Annotated in this window: 19 protein-coding genes; 7 read left to right on the top strand and 12 right to left on the bottom strand. The window is 44.1% G+C overall.

Annotated elements, in window-relative coordinates; translation table 11 throughout:
* Positions 1-162: 162 nt before the first annotated feature.
* Positions 163-480: a DUF2605 domain-containing protein gene (locus IQ276_RS30915; protein ID WP_190880885.1), complete on the bottom strand. Its 318-nt coding sequence runs from the start codon at positions 478-480 to the stop codon at positions 163-165.
* Positions 481-876: 396 nt separating this feature from the next.
* Here IQ276_RS30915 and thrS point away from each other — a divergent pair, with 396 nt between their 5' ends.
* The 5 genes from thrS (at position 877) to IQ276_RS30890 (ending at position 5,772) form a co-directional block, all read left to right on the top strand.
* On the top strand, positions 877-2,754 hold the full coding sequence (gene thrS / locus IQ276_RS30910; protein ID WP_193924322.1) for a threonine--tRNA ligase: 1,878 nt from the start codon (positions 877-879) through the stop codon (positions 2,752-2,754).
* A gap of 66 nt (positions 2,755-2,820) precedes the next feature.
* The gene (locus tag IQ276_RS30905; RefSeq protein ID WP_193924318.1) at positions 2,821-3,237 is read left to right on the top strand and encodes a XisH family protein; all 417 of its coding nucleotides are present in this window, start codon (positions 2,821-2,823) and stop codon (positions 3,235-3,237) included.
* Positions 3,225-3,560: a XisI protein gene (locus IQ276_RS30900; RefSeq protein WP_193924316.1), complete on the top strand. Its 336-nt coding sequence runs from the start codon at positions 3,225-3,227 to the stop codon at positions 3,558-3,560. The genes IQ276_RS30905 and IQ276_RS30900 overlap by 13 nt, the downstream gene beginning before the upstream one ends.
* Complete coding sequence (locus IQ276_RS30895; RefSeq protein ID WP_309245646.1) at positions 3,536-3,796, top strand: His/Gly/Thr/Pro-type tRNA ligase C-terminal domain-containing protein; 261 nt, start codon at positions 3,536-3,538, stop codon at positions 3,794-3,796. The genes IQ276_RS30900 and IQ276_RS30895 overlap by 25 nt, the downstream gene beginning before the upstream one ends.
* 287 nt (positions 3,797-4,083) lie before the next feature.
* Positions 4,084-5,772: an NAD(P)H-quinone oxidoreductase subunit 4 gene (locus IQ276_RS30890; RefSeq protein WP_235116357.1), complete on the top strand. Its 1,689-nt coding sequence runs from the start codon at positions 4,084-4,086 to the stop codon at positions 5,770-5,772.
* 176 nt (positions 5,773-5,948) lie between these two features.
* On the opposite strand, the gene IQ276_RS30885 is transcribed toward IQ276_RS30890, so the two are convergent.
* The 10 genes from IQ276_RS30885 to IQ276_RS30845 all read right to left on the bottom strand — a co-directional run bounded on the left by IQ276_RS30885 (position 5,949) and on the right by IQ276_RS30845 (position 15,133).
* Positions 5,949-6,317, bottom strand: coding sequence for a hypothetical protein (locus IQ276_RS30885; protein WP_193923101.1), 369 nt, complete (start codon positions 6,315-6,317; stop codon positions 5,949-5,951).
* Between the two features lie 27 nt (positions 6,318-6,344).
* On the bottom strand, positions 6,345-6,620 hold the full coding sequence (locus tag IQ276_RS30880) for a hypothetical protein (protein WP_235116124.1): 276 nt from the start codon (positions 6,618-6,620) through the stop codon (positions 6,345-6,347).
* A 156-nt stretch (positions 6,621-6,776) separates the two neighbouring features.
* Positions 6,777-8,960: a cadherin-like domain-containing protein gene (locus tag IQ276_RS30875; RefSeq protein WP_235116123.1), complete on the bottom strand. Its 2,184-nt coding sequence runs from the start codon at positions 8,958-8,960 to the stop codon at positions 6,777-6,779.
* A 147-nt stretch (positions 8,961-9,107) separates the two neighbouring features.
* Complete coding sequence (locus IQ276_RS30870) at positions 9,108-10,568, bottom strand: ISLre2 family transposase (protein WP_193925627.1); 1,461 nt, start codon at positions 10,566-10,568, stop codon at positions 9,108-9,110.
* A gap of 142 nt (positions 10,569-10,710) precedes the next feature.
* Positions 10,711-10,959 (bottom strand): FG-GAP-like repeat-containing protein, encoded by a 249-nt coding sequence (locus IQ276_RS30865; protein ID WP_235116122.1) that lies wholly within the window; start codon positions 10,957-10,959, stop codon positions 10,711-10,713.
* Position 10,960: 1 nt separating this feature from the next.
* Positions 10,961-11,800: a GNAT family N-acetyltransferase gene (locus IQ276_RS30860; protein WP_235116121.1), complete on the bottom strand. Its 840-nt coding sequence runs from the start codon at positions 11,798-11,800 to the stop codon at positions 10,961-10,963.
* A 67-nt stretch (positions 11,801-11,867) separates the two neighbouring features.
* Complete coding sequence (locus IQ276_RS30855; protein ID WP_235116120.1) at positions 11,868-13,094, bottom strand: TIGR03032 family protein; 1,227 nt, start codon at positions 13,092-13,094, stop codon at positions 11,868-11,870.
* 395 nt (positions 13,095-13,489) lie between these two features.
* The gene (locus IQ276_RS40430) at positions 13,490-13,624 is read right to left on the bottom strand and encodes a hypothetical protein (RefSeq protein WP_255264364.1); all 135 of its coding nucleotides are present in this window, start codon (positions 13,622-13,624) and stop codon (positions 13,490-13,492) included.
* A gap of 298 nt (positions 13,625-13,922) precedes the next feature.
* Entirely contained in the window at positions 13,923-14,507 is a 585-nt protein-coding gene (locus IQ276_RS30850) for a CAP family protein (RefSeq protein ID WP_190882752.1), read from the bottom strand.
* Positions 14,508-14,644: 137 nt separating this feature from the next.
* A complete protein-coding gene (locus IQ276_RS30845) occupies positions 14,645-15,133 on the bottom strand; it encodes a sulfotransferase (protein ID WP_228043065.1) in 489 nt (162 codons plus the stop codon).
* A 283-nt stretch (positions 15,134-15,416) separates the two neighbouring features.
* Here IQ276_RS30845 and IQ276_RS30840 point away from each other — a divergent pair, with 283 nt between their 5' ends.
* Complete coding sequence (locus IQ276_RS30840; RefSeq protein ID WP_193917113.1) at positions 15,417-16,769, top strand: sensor histidine kinase; 1,353 nt, start codon at positions 15,417-15,419, stop codon at positions 16,767-16,769.
* A gap of 298 nt (positions 16,770-17,067) precedes the next feature.
* On the top strand, positions 17,068-17,718 hold the full coding sequence (locus tag IQ276_RS30835) for a response regulator (RefSeq protein WP_228043066.1): 651 nt from the start codon (positions 17,068-17,070) through the stop codon (positions 17,716-17,718).
* Between the two features lie 382 nt (positions 17,719-18,100).
* Here IQ276_RS30835 and IQ276_RS30830 read toward each other — a convergent pair whose 3' ends face one another.
* Positions 18,101-24,670, bottom strand: coding sequence for a VCBS domain-containing protein (locus tag IQ276_RS30830; protein WP_235116119.1), 6,570 nt, complete (start codon positions 24,668-24,670; stop codon positions 18,101-18,103).
* Positions 24,671-25,388: the final 718 nt, after the last annotated feature.

The raw sequence follows: 25,388 nt of genomic DNA, 5'->3' as shown, positions 1-25,388 counted from the left end.
TCAACCGTTATTTCACTTACGGTAACATACGATACATTCTTTTGTTAATCTAAACAAACTTAAGAAAATGTTAAGAATTTTGTAGTATTTGTTTAACTGCTGAATATGCCGTCTTGCATGGACAACATTGCTAAGCAGTCATAGAAGTTTAGCGGATGCTGCTTAGACTTCAGGCGCTTGACGAAAGCGCATTGCTACATTCCAACATTCCGTTACTAATTGATGCCAAGGCATTAAAGTTGCCATATCAATTCCGACTTGTCCGTCAGTAGCAGCAAACAGCATTTTTGCGGTGTTTAGTTCTTCTTGGGCTTGCTTGACACGCAAGAGCAAGTCTGATTGCTCTTGGTTGCTCATAAATGAGAGTTGCTCGCTTTCGAGTAAGTCTCGCGATCGCGTAAACCAATACTGAAAATCATCGAGCAGGGGTTCTAAAACCGCTTTCAGCAACTCAGTCCCTGGTAAGTTTGAGTCTCGCATAAATCAGAAGGATATTTCCAACTTTCTTAGCTAATATTAACGTTATTCACGATTCTTAACAATTGTCTTATTTCTCTCACACGCAATAAATTGAGAAAATCTGATATTTTGTAACAAAAATTACATTTCTTATTATATGGTTTTGCTATGCGGTTTGTACAGTTCCTTTGGAAAGGTGTCTATAGGTATAGATAGGGCATTGGGTATGGGAGCAGGGGGAGCAGGGGAGCAGGGGAGAAAATCTTCCCCTCTGCCCCCCGCCCCCTGCCCCTCTGCCTCTTCCAATGCCCCATGCCCAATGCCCAATGCCCAATGCCCAATGCCCCATACCCAATGCCGTTATAGTTGAATAAGCCTACAGATTCAGATCGATCACCTTTTGTAATCACTTCGCCAATGGTTCAGCAGCCAATGTCGCTAAAATTATCATCAAATCCTTCAGAAGAGTCAGGACAACCTGAAAAAATTTATTTACCGCGTACCAGCGAATCCGAGAAGTTAAAAAAGATTCGTCACACTGCTTCCCATGTAATGGCAATGGCAGTACAAAAGCTGTTTCCCAAGGCGCAAGTTACAATTGGTCCTTGGATTGAAAACGGATTTTATTATGACTTCGACAACCCAGAACCATTTAGCGAAAACGATCTCAAAGCCATCAAAAAAGAGATGGTGAAGATTATCAATCGCAAGTTACCAGTTATTCGGGAAGAAGTCAGTCGAGAAGAAGCTGAACGCCGGATTCAGGAAATTAAGGAACCTTACAAGTTAGAAATCCTCGCAGATATTAAACAGGAACCAATCACGATTTACCATCTGGGAAATGAATGGTGGGATTTGTGTGCGGGGCCTCATGTGGAAAACACTAGTGAATTAAACCCCAAAGCCATTGAATTAGAAAGTGTTGCTGGGGCTTATTGGCGTGGGGATGAAACCAAAGCCCAACTACAACGCATCTACGCTACCGCTTGGGAAAGTCCAGAACAACTTGCTGAGTATAAGCGACGGAAAGAAGAAGCGTTGCGGCGAGATCATAAGAAACTCGGTAAAGAACTAGGATTATTTATATTTTCTGACTTAGTGGGACCGGGTTTACCTTTGTGGACGCCCAAAGGTACTCTGTTGCGGAGTATGTTAGAAGACTTCCTCAAACAGGAACAACTAAAACGCGGTTATTTACCTGTGGTAACGCCCCACATTGCCAAAGTCGATTTATTTAAAAAATCTGGACACTGGCAGAAATATAAAGAAGATATGTTTCCCTTAATGGCGGACGATGAAGAAGCGGCTGCACAGGAGGTGGGCTTCGTCATGAAGCCAATGAATTGTCCTTTCCACATCCAAATATATCAAAGTGAGTTGCGTTCCTATCGAGAATTACCGATGCGCTTGGCAGAATTCGGTACTGTTTATCGCTATGAACAATCGGGGGAATTAGGCGGTTTAACGCGGGTGCGCGGTTTTACTGTGGATGATTCTCACTTGTTTGTCACCCCAGAACAACTCGATAGCGAATTCCTCAGTGTGGTGGATTTGATTTTATCGGTGTTTAATAAATTGCAACTGAAGAACTTTAAAGCTAGACTGAGTTTCCGCGATCCAGCTAGTGATAAGTACATTGGTAGTGATGAAGTTTGGGATAAAGCCGAAGGTGCGATTCGCCGTGCAGTTGAGACTTTGGGGATGGAACACTTTGAGGGAATTGGAGAAGCGGCATTTTATGGGCCGAAACTCGATTTTATCTTCAGTGATGCCCTAGAACGGGAGTGGCAATTGGGAACTGTGCAGGTAGATTACAACTTGCCAGAACGTTTTGATTTAGAGTACGTTGCTGAAGATGGTTCTCGCAAACGTCCGGTGATGATTCACCGTGCGCCTTTTGGTTCGCTGGAAAGGTTGATTGGTATTTTGATTGAAGAGTATGCGGGGGATTTTCCCTTGTGGTTGGCGCCAGTGCAAGCGAGATTACTGCCAGTAGGTGAAGCACAGTTAGATTTTACTAAAGATGTGGTAGCGAAGATGCAGGCATTGGGTATCCGTGCAGAGGTGGATACTAGTGGCGATCGCTTGGGTAAACTCATTCGCAACGCAGAGAAAGATAAAATACCTGTGATGGCAGTGGTGGGAGCTAAGGAAGTGGAAACTAACTCTTTGAGTATACGCACCCGTACATCTGGAGACTTAGGTAGTATTTCTGTTGGTCAAGTTTTAGATAAATTAAAAGAAGCGATCGCTAACTTCGATAACTTTCACATCGATGTCACAAATGCAAATTAATTTCACATAGCAAACAGTAGGCTGGGTCATGCCCAGCCTCAAAAATTAACTTGAAAATCAGAATTAATGCCAGCTAAAGACATTTATCATGATTGTGTGAAAAATGCACTCATCAAAGATGGGTGGAAGATTACGCATGACCCCCTTAGTCTGAAAATTGGTAAAAAGGATATATTTATTGATTTAGCAGCCGAAAAACTGTTGGCCGCAGAAAAACGGGGAAAGAAAATTGCTGTAGAAGTAAAAAGTTTTATCGGCATATCGGAAGTAGAAGACCTCAAAAATGCTCTTGGTCAGTACATCTTGTACGAAAAAATTCTCATAAGAATTGAATCACAAAGAACTCTTTATTTAGCAATCCGTGACGCAGTATTTATCAAAATTTTTACAGAAGAAATTGGCAAAATTTTATTAGAAGACAAGACTATAAAATTAATTGTATTCGACTCACAAGAAGAGGTGATTACCGAATGGATCAACTAGAGTCTTACCGGAATGTAATCTGCAACATACTTAAGGTATATCTCAATATTTCCTATGCAAATGCTCAGATTCGTAATCGAGCGGCATTTGATTCAGAAAATGACCAATATCTAATTATTTCTGAAGGATGGGACGATAAACAACACCTGCATAGCTGTTTAATTCATATCGAAATAATTCACGGTAAAGTTTGGATTCAGTGCGACAATACCGAAAATGGTATTGCTAATGAACTCGTCGAAGCAGGTATCCCTAAAGAAGATATTGTTTTAGGATTTCACGAACCTAATGTGAGAAAATATACAGGATTTGCTGTTGCTTAAAAATTAAATTTTCCAAGAGATGCGATCGCTTGGGTAAACTCATTCGCAACGCAGAGAAAGATAAAATACCAGTGATGGCAGTGGTGGGAGCCAAGGAAGTGGAAACCAACACCTTGAGTATCCGGACTCGTGCCTCTGGAGAATTGGGAGCTATACCTGTGGATGAGGTGGTGGATAAGATGAAAGTGGCGATGCCTGCGGCGGGCTGCGCCAACGCTAACTTCGAGAACTTCTAAAAATCAGGTCGGTATTGCCCAAAGTTTTAGCAGAAATACCCGCTACCCTTCCTAATGTGGTAGCGGGTATTTTTATTTACTCAAAACTTTACAGCAATTTTCAGGTAAATAGACCACGTTGTAGGGTAGCACAGCTGTGCTAACGTACAGGGGATTGTGGTTCAAATAGATCAAAGCACTTATAGATTCGGTCTATGTATAACTAGGCTAAAGACTTATGAAGAGATTGTTACAAAGTTTAGTAAAATGACATCATCCACAGAAAAGTATTATTTTTTACTCATATGATGATGGCGGATCAATTTCCCTGGCTTACCGCAATTGTCTTGCTACCACTTATTGCTTCGCTGCTCATCCCTGTGCTGCCTGATAAAGACGGCAAGCGCGTGCGTTGGTATGCACTGGGCGTAGGTATCGCAGACTTTGCCTTGATGTGTTACGCCTTTTGGAAGCATTACGATGCCAGCAGTGCTAGTTTTCAACTCGTGGAGAACTATGCCTGGGTGCCTCAGTTAGGACTCAACTGGGCAGTATCAATCGATGGACTTTCTTTTCCCCTTGTGCTTCTAGCAGGATTTGTCACCACACTCTCGATTTTTTCAGCCTGGCAAGTTAATCACCGCCCCCGCCTCTTCTATTTTCTAATGCTTGTGCTGTATTCGGCACAAGTAGGCGTGTTCGTTGCCAAAGACTTGCTACTATTTTTCATCATGTGGGAAGTAGAGCTAATTCCCGTATATCTACTAGTGTGCATTTGGGGTGGACAGAGACGCCGCTACGCAGCTACAAAATTTCTGCTTTACACAGCAGCAGCTTCAATATTTATTCTAGTTGCAGCCCTGGGAATGGGTCTATACGGCGGCGGTAATATGTCTTTTGATATAACCGAACTTGCGATGAAGGAATACCCGCTTGGTCTACAATTGCTGCTTTATGCAGGGTTGTTGATTGCATTTGGTGTCAAACTCGCTGTTTTCCCCATGCACACTTGGTTGCCTGATGCTCACGGAGAAGCATCTTCTCCTGTGTCGATGATTTTGGCCGGCGTTTTACTCAAAATGGGTGGCTACGGGCTGATTCGCCTAAATCTTGAGATGCTCCCTGATGCACACATTTATTTTGCACCGGTTCTAGCCATTCTGGGCGTTGTCAATATTATCTATGGTGCATTGAACTCCTTTGCTCAGACTAATATGAAACGGCGTTTGGCTTATTCGTCGATTTCACACATGGGATTTGTACTGCTGGGTATTGCGTCCTTCACTGATTTGGGAATCAACGGCGCAATGTTACAGATGATCTCGCATGGTTTGATTGCATCGGTGCTGTTCTTCTTGGCGGGTGTTACTTACGATCGCACCCACACTATGATAATGAAAGACATGGGTGGTATTGGCCAAGCCATGCCCAAAGTATTTGCTCTGTTTACAATCTCAGCGATGGCATCTCTGGCTCTCCCCGGTATGAGCGGCTTTGCTGGCGAACTCTCGGTTTTCCTTGGTATCACAACCAGTGATGTTTACAGTTCAACTTTCTCCACTGTAACGGTTTTTCTCGCCGCAGTCGGAGTCATCCTCACACCCATCTATCTACTTTCCATGCTGCGAGAGGTATTTTATGGTAAAGATGCAGCACTGCTATGCGACATTAATAATGCAGGTTCGGAAAATCAAGAAGATGAGGGAACAGTTTGTTTTGGTACAGACTGCCTCGTGCCAGAGGAAGCAGTCTACGACGATGCTAGACCACGTGAAGTGTTTATCGCTGCCTGTTTTCTGCTGATGATTATTGGCATTGGTTTGTATCCTAAGATGGCAATGCAGATGTACGATGTGAAGACTGTCGCAGTTAATGCTCATATTCGCCAGTCTTATGCTGTTGTTTCCCAAACAAATCCTCAGATTTATGCGAATAGATTGTCGATTCCAAAAATCTCAGACACTGAGTTAACACCCATTTTAGGAACTTTGAAGTAACCTGGTGCATTGCTCTTTTCCACGGAAAAGAGCAATGCTAGCGACGGGGTGCGCCAACGCTAAATTCAAGAACTTCTAGTAAAAAGTAGGGTGAGCAAACATTTGCCCACCCTTTTGGTTTTATATGTAAATATATAGAGCGATCGCACATCTAAAATGTGCTAGTTTTTCATAGCTCATGATGCGACTAACTTTTTGCGGCTGGGACGCTTGTAGTCTGATTTTTTCTTCAATCCTACCGCTTGAGCTTGATCGCTGTCTAATCCATATTGCCCACGCACAACTTCTTTCATCCCTAATACCGCATTGTGAAATTCCCATTCTGCTAATCGCGCAGCATCAGCCGCAGCCCGGTATAAAGCTAGTTTTTCGGTTTCAGCTTGTTGCTGGGTCAACATAGCTTGATAAGCTTGCTGTAAGTTGGTAGCAGAAGCATCAGCACGGGTTGTTTCATAAGTGGCGATCGTTTGTAAGCCGTGCCATGAATTAACATCTTCACTAATTAATTGAGGGCGCAAACGGCGTGTTGTATCTTGGGTAGGCATATCAGCATACTGTTATAAGGTACATATTTAATGTACCCATTGCAACCCTAAAGCTATCAGTAAGGTGAAGTTTTTAGATAAAACACCCTCTAAGAAAAGGATAAGCTTATTTTTGCTCTTTGATGCATTAAAGGTGCAAGCCAATGCAACAAAGATGTAAGTCGAAGCATCAAAGGTGCAAGTCGATGCAACTAAGTTGCAGGTCGATGCACCAAAGTTACAAATTAATGCATCAAAGGTGCAAGTCGATGCACCAAAGTTACAAATTAATGCATTTAGCCAATTTGTAGGGTGAGCAAACATTTGCTCACCCAATAAACTTAAACAGAGATAAAATTGTTCTGCGTCAGCGTGGTGCTATCAAAGGCAATCAGTATCGCTAAAGTTTGATTGCCTAAACGAATCTCATTACCAAAGAAAACGCGATCGCATCACCAATCAGCCAAAAAGGCTACGATCCTAGAGTGTTACAAAATCAGCAGCAGTCAGCGTCGTCGTATTAATACCAGTCAGCGTCGCCAAAATTTCATTCGTCGAAGTCACTTTGATATTGCTACCTGAGAAACTCAGTTGCCCAAAGCTTAAACCACCATACAGTCCAATCAAATCATTACCGTCAGAGAAATCAGTAATGGTATCAGTCCCTTCTCCAGCAGCAAAGGCAAATGTATCATTACCGTTGTTACCCGTGAGGATATCGCTGCTAAAACCACCAAAGATGATATCGTTGCCATTACCACCGTAGAGGCGATCGCTACCACCACCCCCGTAGAGGGTATCATCGCCATTACCACCGTTGAGGGTATCGTTACCCGCGCCGCCATCCATCAGTCCATCGCCATACAAGACATCGTTACCATTCTCGCCAAAGAGGCTATCGTCACCTGCGCCGCCTTTGATGGTATCGTTGCCATTGCCGCCGTTGATGATGTCGTTACCAATGCTGCCAATCAGACTATCCGCGAAATTAGTGCCATTATTGATCAGACCGACGGCCACAGTCACCGTAGCAGTATCAGTGAGGCTACCATCGCTGAGGGTGTAATTAAAGCTGGCATTACCAGAGAACAGAAGATTTGGCGTAAAGGAAACAAAATCATCTGCGGTGTTGCCGGCTGTGCCGTTATTATTCAGGACGGCAGTACCGTTAGTAGCACCGCTGACACCAGTGATGCTGAGTCCGGTGCTATCAACATCGCTATCATTTGCCAGTAGGCTACTAACTGCGATGTTGACAGGAGTACCAAAGAATGTGGAAACACTGTCATCAACAGCAACAGGCGCATCGTTAACGGGGGTGACAGAGAAACTGCGGGTTTGTCCAGTTAAGGTTGCTGTGCCATCAGTCACATCGTAAGTCAGATTAACTGCACCATTAAAGTTGGCAGTTGGGGTGAAGGTATAAGTCCCATTATTGTTATTTACCAATGCACCATTAGTCGCAGTTAAGTTGGTAACTGAAAGGGTATCACTGGTATCTACATCCGTAAAACCTGCCAATAAGTCAGCCGCAGTAATATTAATGGCTGTATCTTCTGGTGTGTTGCTTAACGTCGCAGTGGGTGAACCTGTTGGCGCATCGTTAACTGGGGTTACAGAGAAAGTCTGAGTTTGTCCAGTTAAGGTTGTTGTGCCATCAGTGACATCGTAGGTCAGATTAACTGCGCCGTTAAAGTTGGCAGTCGGAGTGAAGGTATAAGTCCCATTCAAGTTGTCCACCAATGCACCGTTAGTCGCAGTTAAGTTAACAACCAAGAGGGTACTATCCACATCGCTGAACCCTGCTAATAAGTCAGCCGCAGTAATTGTGATGGCTGTATCTTCGGCGGTGTTGCTTAACGTGGCTGTGGGTGAACCAGTGGGCGCACTGTCATTCTCGAAGAACACGGTACTGCCGCTAACATTACCCACAAAAGCATCCACGTCCCCATCACCATCGATATCGGCAAAGGCGGGTGAAGAAATATAACCCACACTCGTCAGTCCGAAGGGGTTGGTGGCTTCAAAGGTGAAGATGGGAGTCCCGGCATTTCCAGTGTTGCGGTAGAACACGGCAGTGGTCGTGTAAGTACCCACAAAAGCATCCAAGTCCCCATCGTTATCGATATCGGCAAAGGCGGGTGAAGCCACAAACTCATTCGCCAGTCCGAAGGGGTTGGTGGCTTCAAGGGTGAAGCTGGGAGCAGCCGAAGTTCCAGTATTGCGGTAGAAACTGATACCGTTGTTCTGACTACCCACAAAAACATCCAAGTCCCCATCGTTATCGATATCGGCAAAAGTGGGTTTAGCAGAAAGTCCCACATCCGTCAGTCCGAAGGGGTTGGTGGCTTCCAAGGTGAAACTGGGAGCAGCCGTAGTTCCAGTGTTGCGGTAGAACACGGTATTGCCGTCACCCCTACCCACAAAAGCATCCAAGTCCCCATCGCCATCGATATCGGCAAAGGTGGGGTCAGCAACGTTCCCTACATTCGTCAGTCCGAAGGGATTGTTGGCTTCAAAGGTGAAGCTGGGAGCAGCAGGGAGCAATGCGATTTTGTGAGGTCTGGTCAAAAACAAGCGATGCCTGCGGCGGGCGTAGCCATCGCTAAAAATTATATTTAGGTACAAGGTGATTTTATTTGCAAATAAAATACTGGTTTGCACAAAAATTCATCTTGATGAAATATCTCAAAAAGATTAATAGCAAGTCATTTGACGATTTTTTATAAAAATATCTGCAATCAGCCTTTCATACTTAGTATGAATTATGTCAAAAAGTAAATTAAAGGCAAGATTAAAGTATAAAATTTATCAAGCAGCTTGGGGTTTGATAAAAGAATTAAAGATAGAACCACAAAAATTATCCCAACTTCCAGCCATCCATTGACAACGCAGATGTAAGATAATTTCTGCATTTTCTTTCAACCAAAATTTACTGTTACCCTTGATTCTTAAGTTGACAACTTGACGAATTAAACTCTCAATTGCTCCACTACCTATTGGTAGTTTTTGGTCTAGTATCTTAGCGTAATTTAAACGCCTTTCACGATAGGCACGTAAAAGGTAATTTCTCTGTGTGACCATAGTTTTACAACGCTCTCCCGTAGCTTCAGATATAAATTCATCCATCTGCCTAATTATGGTCATGGCATTACTTTTTTTTAAAGTTCTCCGTGCTTTTTTAAACCAATTATTCCGCTCCTTATCATCACTAAACGCTACATCAGCAAATTTCTGTAGCCGTTCAGTAACATGGTAAAAATCAAATAATTGATAAGTCGCATCGGGAGATTTCAATTTCTTTAAAAGAGGGGGAATATGCTTCCAAATCCATTCAGCACCGTCAGCAACTAATAAAACTTGTTTTGCTTGACTAATTCCCAAACTAATCAGATGCATTTCTAAAATTGGCAAAAAGCCTTTATAGTCTTCATAAGTGCCATCATTTACAATGTTTATTTCGCCATTTTTAACTTTTTTACCCTGTTCATCAACCACATAAATTGTTAATAATTTTGGCTCAACCCATTCCCCTGTAAAGCCGTGCTTGTTTGTTTTGAGATTTTTTCTACCTTTTTTATTAATCCTAATTCTACTCCTGCCACCATCTACAGCAATCACAACTCTCTGGTCTTTAAGTATATTCCCACCAGGTAATTTACCTTGTTGCAAGTTAGATATTTTAGTTTGACGTAAATCAATGCTGATTTGACCAAATTTATATGTCAATCGTTCAATTCGTTTAAGACTAATATTAATTCCCCAATCACCCAGGATTGTATGTGCGGCTTCAAAAGAACTAGCTATGGCACCATATTTTGTAATATCTGACCAAACTAATGGGGTCAAGCCTTCTGACATTCCTAACCATTTTAGCAAGGGGCAGAATCCAACATTAGTAGATTTATTCTTCGCTTTCTTTTCTCTTTTTTGAACAACGTATGGTAATTTAAGATTTACTACAACATTACCTACTGTTAATATTTCCCTCTTCGTATAACCGTGTCTTTGTGTGTCGGTATGCCACCATCCTTTGGTTTGATTAATTGCTGTTTGATGAGCCGACTCTGATTGAGAAAGCTTATGCAATAATATGGCGATACATTGACCCGCTAAAACTAAGGCAGCCTGTCTAATTTTTTCTTCTCTTTCTTTAACTATTTTTCCAGACCACTCCTCGATATTTTTCAAATCTAAAAGGTTAGTCACATCCTTTTGAAAATCTGATAATGAATCGGCAAAATTTAAATTTGCAGATATATTTTTTTTCATAAAGGTAGATACTTCCTATTTCAAAACTATTCCTGAAAGGAAATTTTACCTTTTTTTCTAGTAGCAACAATGTACAGAAACTTTGTTTTTGGTAGCAGGTTGTATCTTCTAAGCAATATTGCTGCAACTTTTGTATAAAATACTAAATATATACGTAAGAGTTTATTAGCGATCGCTCTCCAGGTGGGGTCATCTCACAAAATCGCATTGCTCCCGGAGCAGCAGTAGTTCCAGTGTTGCGGTAGAACGCGGTATTGCCGTAAAAATTCCCCACAAAAGCATCCAAGTCTCCATCGCCATCGATATCGGCTAAGGTGGGTTTAGAAGAAAGTGTTACACCCGTCAGTCCGAAGGGGTTGGTAATTGGGGCTTTAAAATTCGGGTCAGCCATGTTAGTTTTCTCTTGATTCAAATGTAGGGTTAATCAACTTACTCGTTTGCCGCACTTCCCCTACCCCAGTTAAATAGGGTGTCAGGTGTCGTTCGACAAACTTCAACAAACGCGGATATCGGTAAAAAACCGAACCCGTGAGGTAGGGAACACCACTGTCAACTTGACGACGAATCGCTGACGCTAACAGCGAAACCCCTCGCCCCCGCTTCTGGAATGCTTGTGCAATTGAAAAAGTGGTGTAGCGAATTGTGTCAGGTGCCACCCGATGGGTTAACACCCAACCAATAACCTCCCCCTGATAGCGCAATCCCAAGCTATTTAGGGGTTCTAAGCGGTGTGCCTCAACATTAGGCGGCAGGGATAAACGGGCATCTAACCAAGGAAACACCTCAAAGGCTGGAGGTAGGGGATACTTGTTTAACCAAGGGGCTTGGGCAATTTTTTCTGTAGCGGTTTTGCCAAGCACCAAGTTAATTTGGGGTGATTGCCAATGTAGCTTTTGCAGTAGCGGTTCTAAAGCGACATTGGTAAGTGTACTGGTTGAATAGCTGAGGGTAATTTCAACACATCCCTGTTGGGCTAATTCTTGTTCTAAATAGGCGACTAACCTCGTGCCAATTCCTTGACTACGGTATTCGGGTAAGACGAATAGGGAGATGATTTCGGCTTGTTGGGGGTTTAAACGTTCGCTGATGGCAAAGCCGACTATTGCACCGTCTAGGGAAGCAGAAAGCCCAGTTAATTCGCCTTGGGGCGGTTGAGTTCGCCAGCGTTTTTGCAGGCTGGGATAGGTGAGGTGATTGTAGTCGAGGGCGTTGCTGCTGTTGAGGTGATACACCCGTTGGTAACGGATTTGATCCCCGCTTGAAAAGACTGCTTCACTACTAGTTCCGGGATTACCCCACCTAACCCTCCCCTTGTAAAGGGGAGGGAACTAGATTGTCCGATTTCCCCCTTTCTAAGGGGGGATTAAGGGGGGTAATTTGTTGTGTGGGTAAACCAGCGACAGGGGGGGCTGTTCCTAAACTGGGACGTTTGGCGGTGGGTTTGGTGGTGACAATGCCGCCACTGTTGGGAAATGTGACTAGGCGCTGAATTTCGTCTGACTGTAAACCAATTGCTTGGGGTTGTAGCGCCCCAGGCAGAACTACAACATCAAATAGTTCTTCAATTACTCCCTGAAAATATAGCCAGTGCAGGGCTGTGCCTGTCTGCAAGTCAATTACCATTAAGCCACATTGGGGGCGATTTCCTTGGGAATTTAAGCGGTTTTCTAGAGTTAATCCGGTAAAACTCTGGGAACGTAATTGAGATAGTCCCACAAAGGCGAAGTTTTGCCAAAAGGCTAATCCGCGCACAAATCCAGGGCAGAAGGTGATGGGATGGAATTGACGATCCTCGATGTAGCCTAATTCCCCTGTGCCGGAATTGAGTAACCATAATTTCCCCTGATACCAACGGGGAGAATGGGGCATGGATAAGCCTGTGGCAATAATTTCGTTTTGGTTAACGTCGATGACGACTCCGCCATCGACGCGATGATTACGCCACCCGGCGGCTGTATCTGTGGTACTACAGGCGGTGACATAGCCGGGTTTGCCCTCTACCATCGCTAAACCATTGAGATGACAGCGGTCTTCGGCGACAAGTTTGGAGATGAAGGGCGGTTGCCAAATGGGGACAAAGTTGTAGTCTGGGCTGAGGGTGGCTAAACAACTAAAGTCGGTATTGACAAAAATAACTTTTCCTGCATCGTCCAAGACTACTTCATGGGCGTTGACATCACCGGTGGTGTAGGCGGTGCGGGGGACATAAAGGCGATCTGCTTCCAGCAGCGCTCCGCTAACGCATTCCTTGTACTTTTCGCCATTACCCAAGAAGTTATCAAAATGCCAGAGTTGGTAGCGGGTAGTCATGTAGAGGCTTTTGCCTGCTACATATAGCCCCATTGGTTTGTCGAATAGTCTTTCGTTGAGCTTCAGCTGTCCGTTCGCTTGGCTACCAACGAAAAAAAGGCGGTTGGTTTGGTAGGTTGTGAATGCCAAGCTGAGATTTTGCTCGTATAGCCAAGAGCCGAATTGCTCACAAGCGTTCATTTCTAGCCTAATAGGGGCAGAAACAGGGGTTTGCATTGGTTGTTGGTTTAAAGGAGACTAATTAGCTTTGATTTGTGACCCTGGATCATTGAATACTCCCACAGGCGCGTGACTAATGCGACTTTATTTAATAAAGAATTAGCATTTAGGTTAAGAAAACGCAGTCAAATATTCCCCTGCACCGTCTGCGTTTGAGCATTAAAACTGGTTTGATGTCTGCTCGGTTAGGCAGTTGTCTAAATTTTTACTTTGGCAAGATAGATTATACAGCTATCTGCTTAATTACCGCATCGAACAAAGATCCTAGTCAAAACTAGGATCTTTGTCCTATATAATTAATACTTATGTTGAATGATGAGAGTGGCGATACCTACGGTGGGCTACGCCAACGCCTCTACATAAAGACTGAGCATGGCTAATTTTTGCAACGCTCATGCATCAAAGTCGTCATCGGTGGCTTGGTTGACGATGAAATTTGCCATTTGATTTACTTCTTTTGTTTGAGGTGAATGACTTACAGCAGATTGCAGCTTGGGGAGGTAAAGGTTATCGTAGGGGCACAACAATGTTCATTGGTATCAACTTAAGCTCAAACCTTTGTCCTACAGCCGTTTTACCCCACCCTAACCCTCCCCTTGTAAAGGGGAGGGAACTAGATTAGATTTATTTCTGGTCTCCCTGCTTTCCAAGAGGGGATTAAGGGGGGTAAAGACAAGTTGAGGAAACCCTTGTACAGAGACGAAATTTTGGGTCTCTACAATGTTGAATTTATGGATAATTGAGTTTGTAGTCAGGACTTTAGTCCTGATTCTTTTAAGCACTAAAGTGCTTACTACCAACCCTCAAAACTTGCTTGACAAAGTACTAAGGTTTGAGTACGTTATCAGGAAACTGCCCTTGCACATTCCCAGCAGGAGCGTACTGACAGACCACATAGAAGGCGTTATAATTAGTACCTTCAATCGTTGCAGTGCCTTGTGCTGCACCACAGCCTAATTGCGTACTGCCCTTCCACACCACTTGAGTGAAATGCCCTGTTTCGCTAGAAAATCCGGGATTGGCGTAGTTATAATCTTTAATTTCGTCGTACCACTCCTTAACTGCTGTATTGCCAAGGGTGGTTGGGTCTACGGTGCTTTGTGTACTGTAAGAAGCGTATATGTTCTCTCCCACATTGTTGCGATTAGTACTGTGTTCAAATTCTCCACTACTGGCAATCTTCTCAGCCCAAGCTTGAGCGCTACTATTTAGGGAATCACTGATGGTGATGTTAGGGCTTTTATGTGTGGCTCGATAAGTGTTGTGTTTAGACACAGCGGCGCTACGTAACGTCGCTAAGTCAATAGATGTCTGGCCTAAAACGGAGTCACTGCTCATTGCTCCTCCTGTTAGCGCAACGGTTAAAGCTGTAGCTGTTGTTAGGGTTAGAGTTGAAAAGAATTTCTTCATGGTTTTGTATATCTTGGGTTAGCTTTTGCAGGTCAGTGCAACAAAGTTGCAGGTCAATGTAACTTTGTTGTAGGTGAATGCAACAAAGGTGCAGGTCAATACATCAAACTTGCAGCTTGGTAGGAAAGAGGAACAATTTAAAGCTTCATTACCTCACCGCTTCTATCGGCTGGGCGACAATCACATGTGTAAACTGTGGAGCGTTCACCAGGATTATTAAACATCCGCGACACATCAAAAGCATTTTTTCTAATCAGCCGTTCGATGCTATCCATAATCCAAGCAACATTCCGCACGCAGCAAATCACCTTTGAGCCAGGAAATAGCTCTTGAATTAAGGACAATTTGCTACACCACAGCCGATTAGTATCAAAGATGACTTCTTTTTGAGCTTGCGGCTGGTAGAATGTTGAAAATATCGTTAAGGTTAATGCCCGTTTTTGCTCAGGGGTGATAAAGACAGAATATTCGTTGTCTTCGCTCATCGCTTCCAGCATTCGGTTTACCAGACTACCGACGGGGCTAGACATACTGGCGTGAAATCGGGGATTTTGCCGCAGTAAGGCTCCGAGTAAAGTAGAACCGGAACGCGGTAAGCCTGAGATAAAGTGGATTTTGGCAGTCATAACGATTAATTGGCTTTGATTTATTGCCTTGACATAAAAGCTTTTGCACCTGTGTGTTTTGCTTGCATAGGCTAGACAGTTAGTAAAATTTTGCGTTGGTGAAGTGGATTATACAGCGATCGCCTCAGTCACCGCATCGAACAAAGATCCCAGTTTTGACTAGGATCTTTGTCCTATATAATTATTAATTATGAATAAAATATGTATGTAAAAATATAAACCGTGTTTCATGGAGTGATATTACTTCTTTGCTGTTAAATATAAATTTTTAATTAAATAAATAATGACTTTTGTTCCAATCATTCTGGGGATAGTTGCTGGTATTTGCTTATACATTGGGCTATTACACCTGCTGATTGCTTGTGGCAAATTACAAACAGCGCTTCACTTCTGCTTTGGGTTACTTTGCTTAGGATCTGTTGTCTATATCCTGGCTTTGATACTCACATATCAAGCGACTAATGTCGAAAACTATATAACTGCCAAAAAATTAGTATCTTCTATAGGATATATTTACGGAATTACTATTGTATGGTTCATAGCTTTATATACTAGAGTTAAGCCAGTGCGTTTAATTTTGGTGCTGAATAGTCTGTACGTCATCAGCCTGTTAATTAACCAAATTTCTCCCACGGGAATTCTGTACTCTCATATCAGTAACCTATCAAGTATTTCTTTGCCTTGGGGCGAATCAATTACTTCCCCAAAAGGTACACTGAATCCTCTATTCAGTTTTCAATTATTAGCTTTAATCAGTAATACTGTTTTCCTGTTTTACGCTTGTTACCGTCAATATCGATGCGGTGAAAAGCAAGCAGCGCTGATTGTGTGTCTGAGCGTAGCCATTTTGATAGGAACTGTTCAACACGATCGCCTAGTGGATTTAGGGACAATCAAATCCATATACCTGGCTGAATTTGGATTTATGTCCTTCGTGGTAATTATGAGTCTACGGCTGACAAAGGAGTTGATCCAAGCGGTGAAACTGCGAGAAAAATTAATTGAAAGCGAACAGCTACGAAAGATTGCTGTGGAAATTGAACGAAATCGCCTCGCCCGTGACTTACACGATTCAGTATCGCAGAGGCTGTTTTCTGTTGCAACAATTGCCGAAGCGTTACCTAGAGTGTGGCAACGTTACCCAGAGACAGCCCAACAGGGATTAGAAGAACTCGTCCAACTGACACAGGGGGCGTTAGCCGAGATGCGGAATCTACTGTTGGACTTGCGTTCCAGTAGTTTGACAGAAAAACCATTAAGTGAATTGCTACAGCAGTTAATCGAGGCAATTCTAGGACGGACAAGTTTACAGGTAATAACGAAGCTCGAAGGCGATCGGCCTGTGTCTGATGAGGTAAAGCTTGTTTTCTGCCGCATTACTCAAGAAGCACTGAACAACATAATTAAACACGCCCAAGCTACACAACTATCAGTCAGTTTCCACAGCGATTCACAGAAGATGGTATTGCGTATCAGGGATAATGGCCATGGTTTTGATGCGACAAAAATATCACCTGGTCATTTAGGTATAGCAATAATGAAAGAACGAGCTCAGTCTATTGGTGGTAGTTTCCATTTGAAAAGCTGCCCAGGAGAGGGGACTGAGATTGTCCTAAGTTGGTTAAGCACTGTTTGAAAATAGAGATTGGGGAATTAGGTATAAATAAAGTTAACTACTAGGATTGTCATTTACTCTTTTAAGTGTTTGATGGTACGGATTTAAGACATATTTACTTTTTGTAATATTGCAATGTTTATTTTCACTGACTTTCTTGGAAAAGACGGGTTCTTAGACTAAATTGTGGGATTATTGCGTGATTGACTGGTGAAATAAAAAATTAAAGATTAAGAATCTTACGTAGAAATTCTGAAAATGGAACAATAAACAATAAGATAAATGTATTAAAAATCGCTTTAATACTGCGAATTTATATATGGAAAAAGATAAACCAGTAAAACCGATTCGGGTGATTACCGTTGACGATCATGAAATCTTGCGGGGCGGTATTAAATTTCTCTTACTGGCATTTGATGACATTAAATTAGTGGGTGAAGCGCGTAATGGAGATGAAGCAGTAGATCTGTGCAAAGAATTGCAACCAGATGTAGTGCTGATGGATTTGATGATGGTGGGGATGAATGGGGCAGAAGCAACAAGAGCTATCCGCAAAAAATACCCAGAAATTCAAGTTTTAATTTTGACGAGTTTTCTAGCGAATGACTTGGTACAGCAAGCAATGCAAGCCGGAGCTATTGGCTACCTGCTCAAGGGTATCTCGATTGATGAGTTGGCGGATGCCATACGATCTGCTGCGATCGGTCGGTCGATGTTAGCACAAGAAGTTATTCAGGCTTTGCTGCAACCAAGCAAACCATCATCCCAAACTGTCTATGAATTGAGCAAGCGACAGCAAGAGGTTTTAGCACTGCTGGCTCTGGGATTGAGTAATGACGCGATCGCTCAACGGATGAAATTGAGTCCTTCTACCATCAGGCATCATGTCAGCCAGGTACTAAATAAGTTAGGAGTCACGAACCGCACTGAAGCTGCAACTACGGCGGTGCGAGTTGGATGTGTTCAATAGTGGTGAGACAACCAAGTTACTTTTAAACAAAATATAATTGCAAACTTTTGAAATTAGCTATTTTCGGAATCCAGAAAGCGATAGTTTCTGGTGTCAGTGGAGGGCAAATTTGATTGGCGATCGCACCCGCACCAAATAAGCAAATTAACTGAACAAATATAAGGAATGCCGTTCTTTGGAAGCTTAAAAGTAGGCTGGGTAACAATACCGCTCGGTTAAGGAATTTCTTGGTTGAGGCAAGCTGTTCAATAGCCGGGGGAGAAATGGAGGCTGGCGTTGAGTTTTGCCTACCCTACAACGCAAGCCTCCCCTGCCTCCCCTGCTTATCAGAGCAGTACTGGGCTGGGCAAATATTTTCCCAGCCCATAGACTAAACCTCTTGCTACGCTTGAATGATGAAGTCAGTAGCTATTAAACTTGGCGCACCAGTAAAAGTTGCAAATTGACCGCCACTCCCCAAACCAGACAAGATGCCATTTTGGTTGTAGAACAACTTTCCATTGGAAGAGTTGTAGATAATTTCCGCAGTGGTGATGCCCAGTAAAATTGTCGTGTCGGAATTAATCACCTGAAAATCACTCGCATTACTAAAACCCGTTCCTGCATTAGAAGTAATTGCATTGAAAGTGGTTTTATCCAGTACAATTTTGTCACCTTGGGAACGATTGAAATCAGTAATAGTATCTATACCGACAGCAGAAGTTGTAAAGGCAGCAGAAGTGTTGTAAAGGAACCGATCGGCATCAGTTCCACCTGTGAGGATATCATTACCCGCACCGCCAATAAGGGTATCATTGCCTGCACCGCCAATAAGGGTATCATTGCCTGCACCACCATTGAGGTTATCGTTACCACCTAATCCATCGATGACGTTGTTGCTAGCTGTGCCTGTGAGGTTATCGGCGTTTGCGGTTCCCGTCAAGTTGAGGGGAGTAACTGTCAGGTTAAAGATATCGCTGACAGTAGCGTTGCTCGTGTCTCTGGCCGTAAGTCTGATGCTGATAGTTCCCACATTAGCAGCCGCAGGTGTGCCACTAAAGATGCGAGTACTGGAATTGAAGGTTAACCAGCTAGGTAAGGCGTTACCGTTATCTAAGGTGGCGGTATAGGTTAAGGTGTTGCTTGTATCGACATCAGCAAAGGTGTTGGTGGGAACGGTGAAGTTGAAGACACTATTTTCAATGGTAGTTCGATCTGCGATCGCACTATTCACTGTTGGTGCATCATTAACACCGTTGATGGTGACAATAATGTTTCGGCTAGCTGTGCCGTCAAGAGAGTTAACAGTAAAGGTTTCAGTCTTAGTTTGACCAGCACCTAAGAACTGTACGGCACTGTTAGCAACACTGTAGCTGTAAGCTCCCGCACTAGTAATACTGAGGCTACCGAGATTTCCTGTAGCGGAAGTGACTGTGGTGTTGAAGATGTTTTGACCTGCATCAACATCACTAACGGTAAGGGAACCTGTAGCTGTCAGATTTGGCGTAGTTGCATCTTCTGTAACGACTGCGGTGGCTGTGCCAGTAATAGTCGCAACATCATTAACACCGTTAATGGTGACAATAATGTTTCGGCTAGCTGAGCCGTCAACAGAGGTAACAGTAAAAGTATTGGTCTTAGTTTGACCAGCACCGAGAGATTGTACTGCACTGTTAGCAACACTGTAGCTGTAAGCTCCCGCACTGGTAATGCTGAGACTACCGAGATTTCCTGTAGCTGAAGTGACCGTAGTGTTGAATAGGCTTTGACCTGCATCAACATCGCTAACGGTGAGGGAACCTGTAGCTGTCAGATTTGGCGTAGTTGCATCTTCTGTAACGACTGCGGTGGCTGTGCCCGTGATAGTAGGAGCATCATTAACACCGTTGATGGTGACAATAATGTTTCGGCTAGCTGTGCCGTCAAGAGAGGCAACAGTAAAGGTTTCAGTCTTAGTTTGACCAGCACCAAGAGATTGTACCGCACTGTTAGCAACGCTGTAAGTGTAAGCTCCCGCACTGGTAATGCTGAGACTACCGAGATTTCCTGTAGCTGAAGTGACCGTAGTGTTGAATAGGCTTTGACCTGCATCAACATCGCTAACGGTGAGGGAACCTGTAGCTGTCAGATTTGGCGTAGTTGCATCTTCTGTAACGACTGCGGTGGCTGTGCCCGTGATAGTAGGAGCATCATTAACACCGTTGATGGTGACAATAATGTTTCGGCTAGCTGTGCCGTCAAGAGAGGCAACAGTAAAGGTTTCAGTCTTAGTTTGACCAGCACCAAGAGATTGTACCGCACTGTTAGCAACGCTGTAAGTGTAAGCTCCCGCACTGGTAATGCTGAGACTACCGAGATTTCCTGTAGCTGAAGTGACCGTAGTGTTGAATAGGCTTTGACCTGCATCAACATCGCTAACGGTGAGGGAACCTGTAGCTGTCAGATTTGGCGTAGTTGCATCTTCTGTAACGACTGCGGTGGCTGTGCCCGTGATAGTAGGAGCATCATTAACACCGTTAATGGTGACAATAATGTTTCGGCTAGCTGTGCCGTCAAGAGAGGCAACAGTAAAGGTTTCAGTCTTAGTTTGACCAGCACCAAGAGATTGTACCGCACTGTTAGCAACGCTGTAAGTGTAAGCTCCCGCACTGGTAATGCTGAGGCTACCGAGATTTCCTGTAGCGGAAGTGACTGTGGTGTTGAAGATGTTTTGACCTGCATCAACATCGCTAACGGTGAGGGAACCTGTAGCTGTCAGATTTGGCGTAGTTGCATCTTCTGTAACAACTGCGGTAGCTGTGCCAGTAATAGTTGCAGCATCATTAACACCGTTGATGGTGACGATAATGTTTCGGCTAGCTGTGCCGTCAAGAGAGTTAACAGTAAAGGTTTCAGTTTTAGTTTGACCAGCACTGAGAGACTGTACTGCACTGTTAGCAACGCTGTAAGTGTAAGCTCCCGCACTGGTAATGTTGAGGCTACCGAGATTCCCTGTCGCGGAAGTGACTGTGGTGTTGAAGATGTTTTCACCTGCATCAACATCGCTAACGGTAAGGGAACCTGTAGCTGTCAGATTTGGCGTAGTTGCATCTTCTGTAACAACTGCGGTAGCTGTGCCAGTAACAGTCGCAACATCATTAACACCGTTAATGGTGACGATAATGTTTCGGCTAGCTGTGCCGTCAAGAGAGTTAACAGTAAAGGTTTCAGTCTTAGTTTGACCAGCACTGAGAGACTGTACTGCACTGTTAGCAACGCTGTAAGTGTAAGCTCCCGCACTGGTAATGTTGAGGCTACCGAGATTCCCTGTAGCTGAAGTGACTGTAGTGTTGAATAAACTTTGACCTGCATCAACATCGCTAACGGTGAGGGAACCTGTAGCTGTCAAGTTCGGCGTAGTTGCATCTTCTGTAACAACTGCGGTAGCTGTGCCAGTAATAGTTGCAGCATCGTTAACACCGTTGATGGTGATGACAATATCTTGAGTGACCGTGCCGTCAACAGAGGCAACAGTAAAGGTTTCAGTCTTAGTTTGACCAGCACCTAAGAACTGCACCGCACTGTTAGCAACACTGTAAGTGTAAGCTCCAGCAGCGGTAATGCTGAGGCTACCGAGATTCCCTGTAGCTGAGGTGACCGTGGTGCTGAATAAATTTTGACCTGCATCAACATTGTTGATGGTAAGGGAACCTGTAGCTGTTAGATTTGGGGTAGTTGCATCTTCTGTAACGACTGCGGTGGTTGTGCCAGTAATAGTTGCAGCATCGTTAACACCGTTGATGGTGATGACAATATCTTGAGTGACCGTGCCGTCAACAGAGGCAACAGTAAAGGTTTCAGTTTTAGTTTGACCAGTAGCTAAAAACTGCACCGCACTGTTAGCAACACTGTAAGTGTAAGCTCCTGCACTGGTAATGCTAAGGCTACCGAGATTCCCTGTAGCTGAGGTGACCGTAGTGTTGAATAAATTTTGACCTGCATCGACATCACTAACGGTGAGGGAACCTGTAGCTGTCAGATTTGGGGTAGTTGTATCTTCTGTAACGACTGCGGTGGCTGTGCCAGTAATAGTCGCTTCATCGTTAACACCGTTGATGGTGATGACAATATCTTGAGTACCCGTGCCGTCAAGAGAGGCAACAGTAAAGGTTTCAGTTTTAGTTTGACCAGCACCTAAAAACTGCACCGCACTGTTAGCAACGCTGTAGCTGTAAGCTCCTGCACTGGTAATGCTGAGGCTACCAAGATTCCCTGTAGCTGAGGTGACCGTGGTGCTGAATAAATTTTGACCTGCATCGACATCACTAACAGTAAGGGAACCTGTAGCTGTCAGATTTGGGGTAGTTGCATCTTCTGTAACGATTGCGGTAGCTGTGCCCGTGATAGTCGCAGTATCGTTAACACCATTGATAGTGACAATGATGTTTCGGCTAGCTGTGCCGTCAATAGAGGTAACAGTAAAGGTTTCAGTCTGAGTTTGACCAGCACCAAGAGACTGTACTGCACTGTTAGCAACACTATAGCTGTAAGCCCCCGCACTGGTAATACTGAGGCTACCAAGATTCCCTGTAGCTGAGGTGACCGTGGTGTTGAATAAATTTTGACCTGCATCGACATCACTAACGGTGAGGGAACCTGTAGCTGTCAGATTTGGGGTAGTTGCATCTTCTGTAACTACTGCGGTAGCTGTGCCCGTGATAGTTGCTCCATCGTTGACACCGTTGATGGTTAGATTGACTGTTGCTGTGCTGGTGCCGCCGTTACCATCACTGATAGTGTAAGTAAAACTGTCGCTGGCAGTGGCTGCCACACCCAAAGATTCAAATTGACCGTTAGGGTTGTAGACAAAACTGCCATTGCTGTTGAGGGTTAGCAAAGCGCCAGAAGTTAAAGTAATCTGGTTGCCTACACCCGCACCATTGCCATTAACCTGTGTCACGGTTAAAGTGTCGTTGTTCGGGTCACTGTCGGGGGTAGTGGGATTGGCAACTAGTACATTACCATTGACAACTGTATCCTCACTAGTGCTGAAGACATCATTGATGGCAGTTGGCGGTTGGTTGCCATTGGCGTTAAAAGCTAAGGTAGTAGTCGCCACTGCACTCGTGTTACTGAAAGCTTGCCCGTCATTGACGACAAACTCAATTATCCGGTTAGTTGTGTTAGGAGAAGCAGCTGTATTGTTGTAAGTAAGGCTGGCAAAGACTTGTTGGTAATTGGCAATTGTATCTGTACCGCTGAGGGTAAGAATGCCTGTGGTGGCATTGTAAGTAGCGGTAATGTTGGCGATCGCAGTAGCGCCCAGACTTTCAGCTGTACCATTTAAGAGATTAGTAATGGTGATGGTAGCACCAGCTAGGGTAGCGTTGTTGTCCGTCAGAATGAAGTCGTTATCGACAATGGAGACGGGAGTACCAGTAAAGGTGGTGCTAAAATTAATCCCCACAGAGTTACTGCCCAAACCGTTGAGGTCAAGCACAGGAGCGCCGTTACCAAATACCACGTAACTCTGCCCTGAAGAAGAGCCATTGGGGTCAGCCCCAAATGCCCCGATAATCAGGTCATCGAAGCCATCATTGTTGACATCCCCAGCACTACTGACAGAGTTGCCAGAGAAGTCTTCCACTGCGATACCGTTGATAGCAAAGCCGTTAGAGCCGTTGAGGGTAGAGAGGTTGAGGGTCGCGCTAAAGCCTGTGCTTTTGCCAAACACCACGTAGCTCTGCCCTGAACTCGACCCGTTGGCATCGGCAAATGTTGCCCCGATAATCAGGTCGTCAAAACCGTCGCCATTAACATCTCCAGCACTGCTGACAGAGATACCTGAGGAGTCATACGCGGCGATGCCGTTGATTTTAAAGCCGTTAGAACCATTGAGGGTGGAGAGATTGAGAGTAGCGCTAAAGCCTGTGTTTTTACCAAACACCACGTAGCTTTGCCCTGATTGGAAGCCGTTCGGGTCAGCACTTGATGCTCCGATAATCAGGTCATCAAAGCCGTCACCATTGATATCCCCCGCACTACTGACAGAGTTGCCTGAGTAATCACCGAGAGCGATGCCATTAATAGCGAAGCCGTTAGAGCCGTTGAGGGTGGAGAGATTGAGGGTCGCGCTAAAGCCACTGCTGCTACCAAACACCACGTAACTCTGCCCCGAGTCGGAACCGTTGGGGTCGGCACGCCTTGCCCCGATAATCAGGTCATCAAAGCCGTCGCCGTTCACATCCCCCGCACTACTGACAGAGTTGCCTAAGTTGTCACCTGCGAGAATGCCGTTGATTTTAAAGCCGTTAGAGCCATTGAGGGTTGAGAGGTCGAGGTTGGTGCTAAAACCTGTGCTTTTGCCAAACACCACATAGCTCTGCCCAGAATTATCACCGTTGGGGTCGGCAAACATTGCTCCGATAATCACATCGTCGAAGCCGTCGCCGTTCACATCCCCCGCACTACTGACAAAGGTGCCTGAGAGGTCACCTGCTGCAATACCGTTGATTTTAAAGCCGTTAGAGCCGTTGAAGGTGGAGAGGTCGAGAGTTGAGCTAAAGCTTGTGCTTTTGCCAAACACCACGTAGCTTTGCCCTGAACTCAAGCCGTTGGGGTCGGCAAATGATGCCCCGATAATCAGGTCGTCGAAGCCGTCGCCGTTGACATCCCCAGCACTGCTGACAGAGACGCCTAATTGGTCACCTGCCAAGATGCCATTGATTTTAAAGCCGTTAGAACCGTTGAGGGTGGAGAGGTTGAGGGCTGCGCTAAAGCCTGTGCTTTTGCCAAACACCACGTAGCTCTGCCCTGAGTCAGAGCCGTTGGGGTCGGCACGCTTTGCCCCGATAAGTAAGTCGTCAAAGCCGTCGCCGTTGATATCCCCCGCACTGCTGACAGAGATTCCTGAGTTATCATTCGCAGCGATGCCATTGATTTTAAAGCCGTTAGAGCCGTTGAGGTTAGATAAGTTGAAAACTGAATTTGCCATGAGTATTTCCTTCAATTTGAGTTGTTGTTTATTCGGCTATGGCATCAGTGATAGATTAAGGCTAGAGAGTTTTTATTAATCAGTAATAGTACTGAAAATTATACTAAGAATTAGGCTAGTGAATATAATTTTTGGTTAACTATCCCTACGGCTAGCTACATCTAAGCTTCATATTGAAAATCAAATTAGATTGATTCTTGCCTGACAATCCAGCACAAAGATGAATTTAATATTTACTAAGTAGGTATGGACAATTAAACCGAACTATATAAACTTATGTAAAGCGCCAAAAAAGCTTTCAACATAGGCTTTTAAGCGATTTACATTTCTTAATCTATTTGTGTTTTTTTAACAGAACAGAATTCAGGAGTCAGGAGTCAGAATTCAGTATGAATTCTGTACGACTGGCAGATGAATAAATTGAGATAGTAGTTATATTTACGATGCGCTGTACTAGGTTTCTTTCGGTGTTTCAATTGTGCGATGGCTTACTCATATCCCCTATATCCTGAAACCCCTTTTTGGTTAACAATTGTCATTTTAGATATTTTTTAATCGGAAGTCCCTAGACCTAAAAATTTTGCGATCGCACTCACAGTATAAGCAAATTCACTGAACTTTACTATCTCCAGGGTCAGGGTAATTATTGGTATTAATGAAACATTATTTAACATGATATTAAGTATTTTCAATTAGATGATTTAATTAAAAATACCGG

Origin of the sequence: Desmonostoc muscorum LEGE 12446 (assembly GCF_015207005.2) — a bacterium.
GTDB lineage: Bacteria > Cyanobacteriota > Cyanobacteriia > Cyanobacteriales > Nostocaceae > Nostoc > Nostoc muscorum.
The sequence above is the reverse complement of the archived record's forward strand: the minus strand, read 5'-3'. Positions and strand labels throughout refer to the sequence as shown.

Bases quoted from the DNA above. Each gene is read 5' to 3' on its own strand.
- IQ276_RS30915 (WP_190880885.1), bottom strand. From the start codon at position 480: ATGCGAGACTCAAACTTACCAGGGACTGAGTTGCTGAAAGCGGTTTTA.
- thrS (WP_193924322.1), top strand. From the start codon at position 877: ATGGTTCAGCAGCCAATGTCGCTAAAATTATCATCAAATCCTTCAGAA.
- IQ276_RS30905 (WP_193924318.1), top strand. From the start codon at position 2,821: ATGCCAGCTAAAGACATTTATCATGATTGTGTGAAAAATGCACTCATC.
- IQ276_RS30900 (WP_193924316.1), top strand. From the start codon at position 3,225: ATGGATCAACTAGAGTCTTACCGGAATGTAATCTGCAACATACTTAAG.
- IQ276_RS30890 (WP_235116357.1), top strand. From the start codon at position 4,084: ATGATGGCGGATCAATTTCCCTGGCTTACCGCAATTGTCTTGCTACCA.
- IQ276_RS30885 (WP_193923101.1), bottom strand. From the start codon at position 6,317: ATGCCTACCCAAGATACAACACGCCGTTTGCGCCCTCAATTAATTAGT.
- IQ276_RS30880 (WP_235116124.1), bottom strand. From the start codon at position 6,620: ATGTTTGCTCACCCTACAAATTGGCTAAATGCATTAATTTGTAACTTT.
- IQ276_RS30870 (WP_193925627.1), bottom strand. From the start codon at position 10,568: ATGAAAAAAAATATATCTGCAAATTTAAATTTTGCCGATTCATTATCA.
- IQ276_RS30865 (WP_235116122.1), bottom strand. From the start codon at position 10,959: ATGGCTGACCCGAATTTTAAAGCCCCAATTACCAACCCCTTCGGACTG.
- IQ276_RS30855 (WP_235116120.1), bottom strand. From the start codon at position 13,094: ATGCAAACCCCTGTTTCTGCCCCTATTAGGCTAGAAATGAACGCTTGT.
- IQ276_RS30850 (WP_190882752.1), bottom strand. From the start codon at position 14,507: ATGAAGAAATTCTTTTCAACTCTAACCCTAACAACAGCTACAGCTTTA.
- IQ276_RS30845 (WP_228043065.1), bottom strand. From the start codon at position 15,133: ATGACTGCCAAAATCCACTTTATCTCAGGCTTACCGCGTTCCGGTTCT.
- IQ276_RS30840 (WP_193917113.1), top strand. From the start codon at position 15,417: ATGACTTTTGTTCCAATCATTCTGGGGATAGTTGCTGGTATTTGCTTA.
- IQ276_RS30835 (WP_228043066.1), top strand. From the start codon at position 17,068: ATGGAAAAAGATAAACCAGTAAAACCGATTCGGGTGATTACCGTTGAC.
- IQ276_RS30830 (WP_235116119.1), bottom strand. From the start codon at position 24,670: ATGGCAAATTCAGTTTTCAACTTATCTAACCTCAACGGCTCTAACGGC.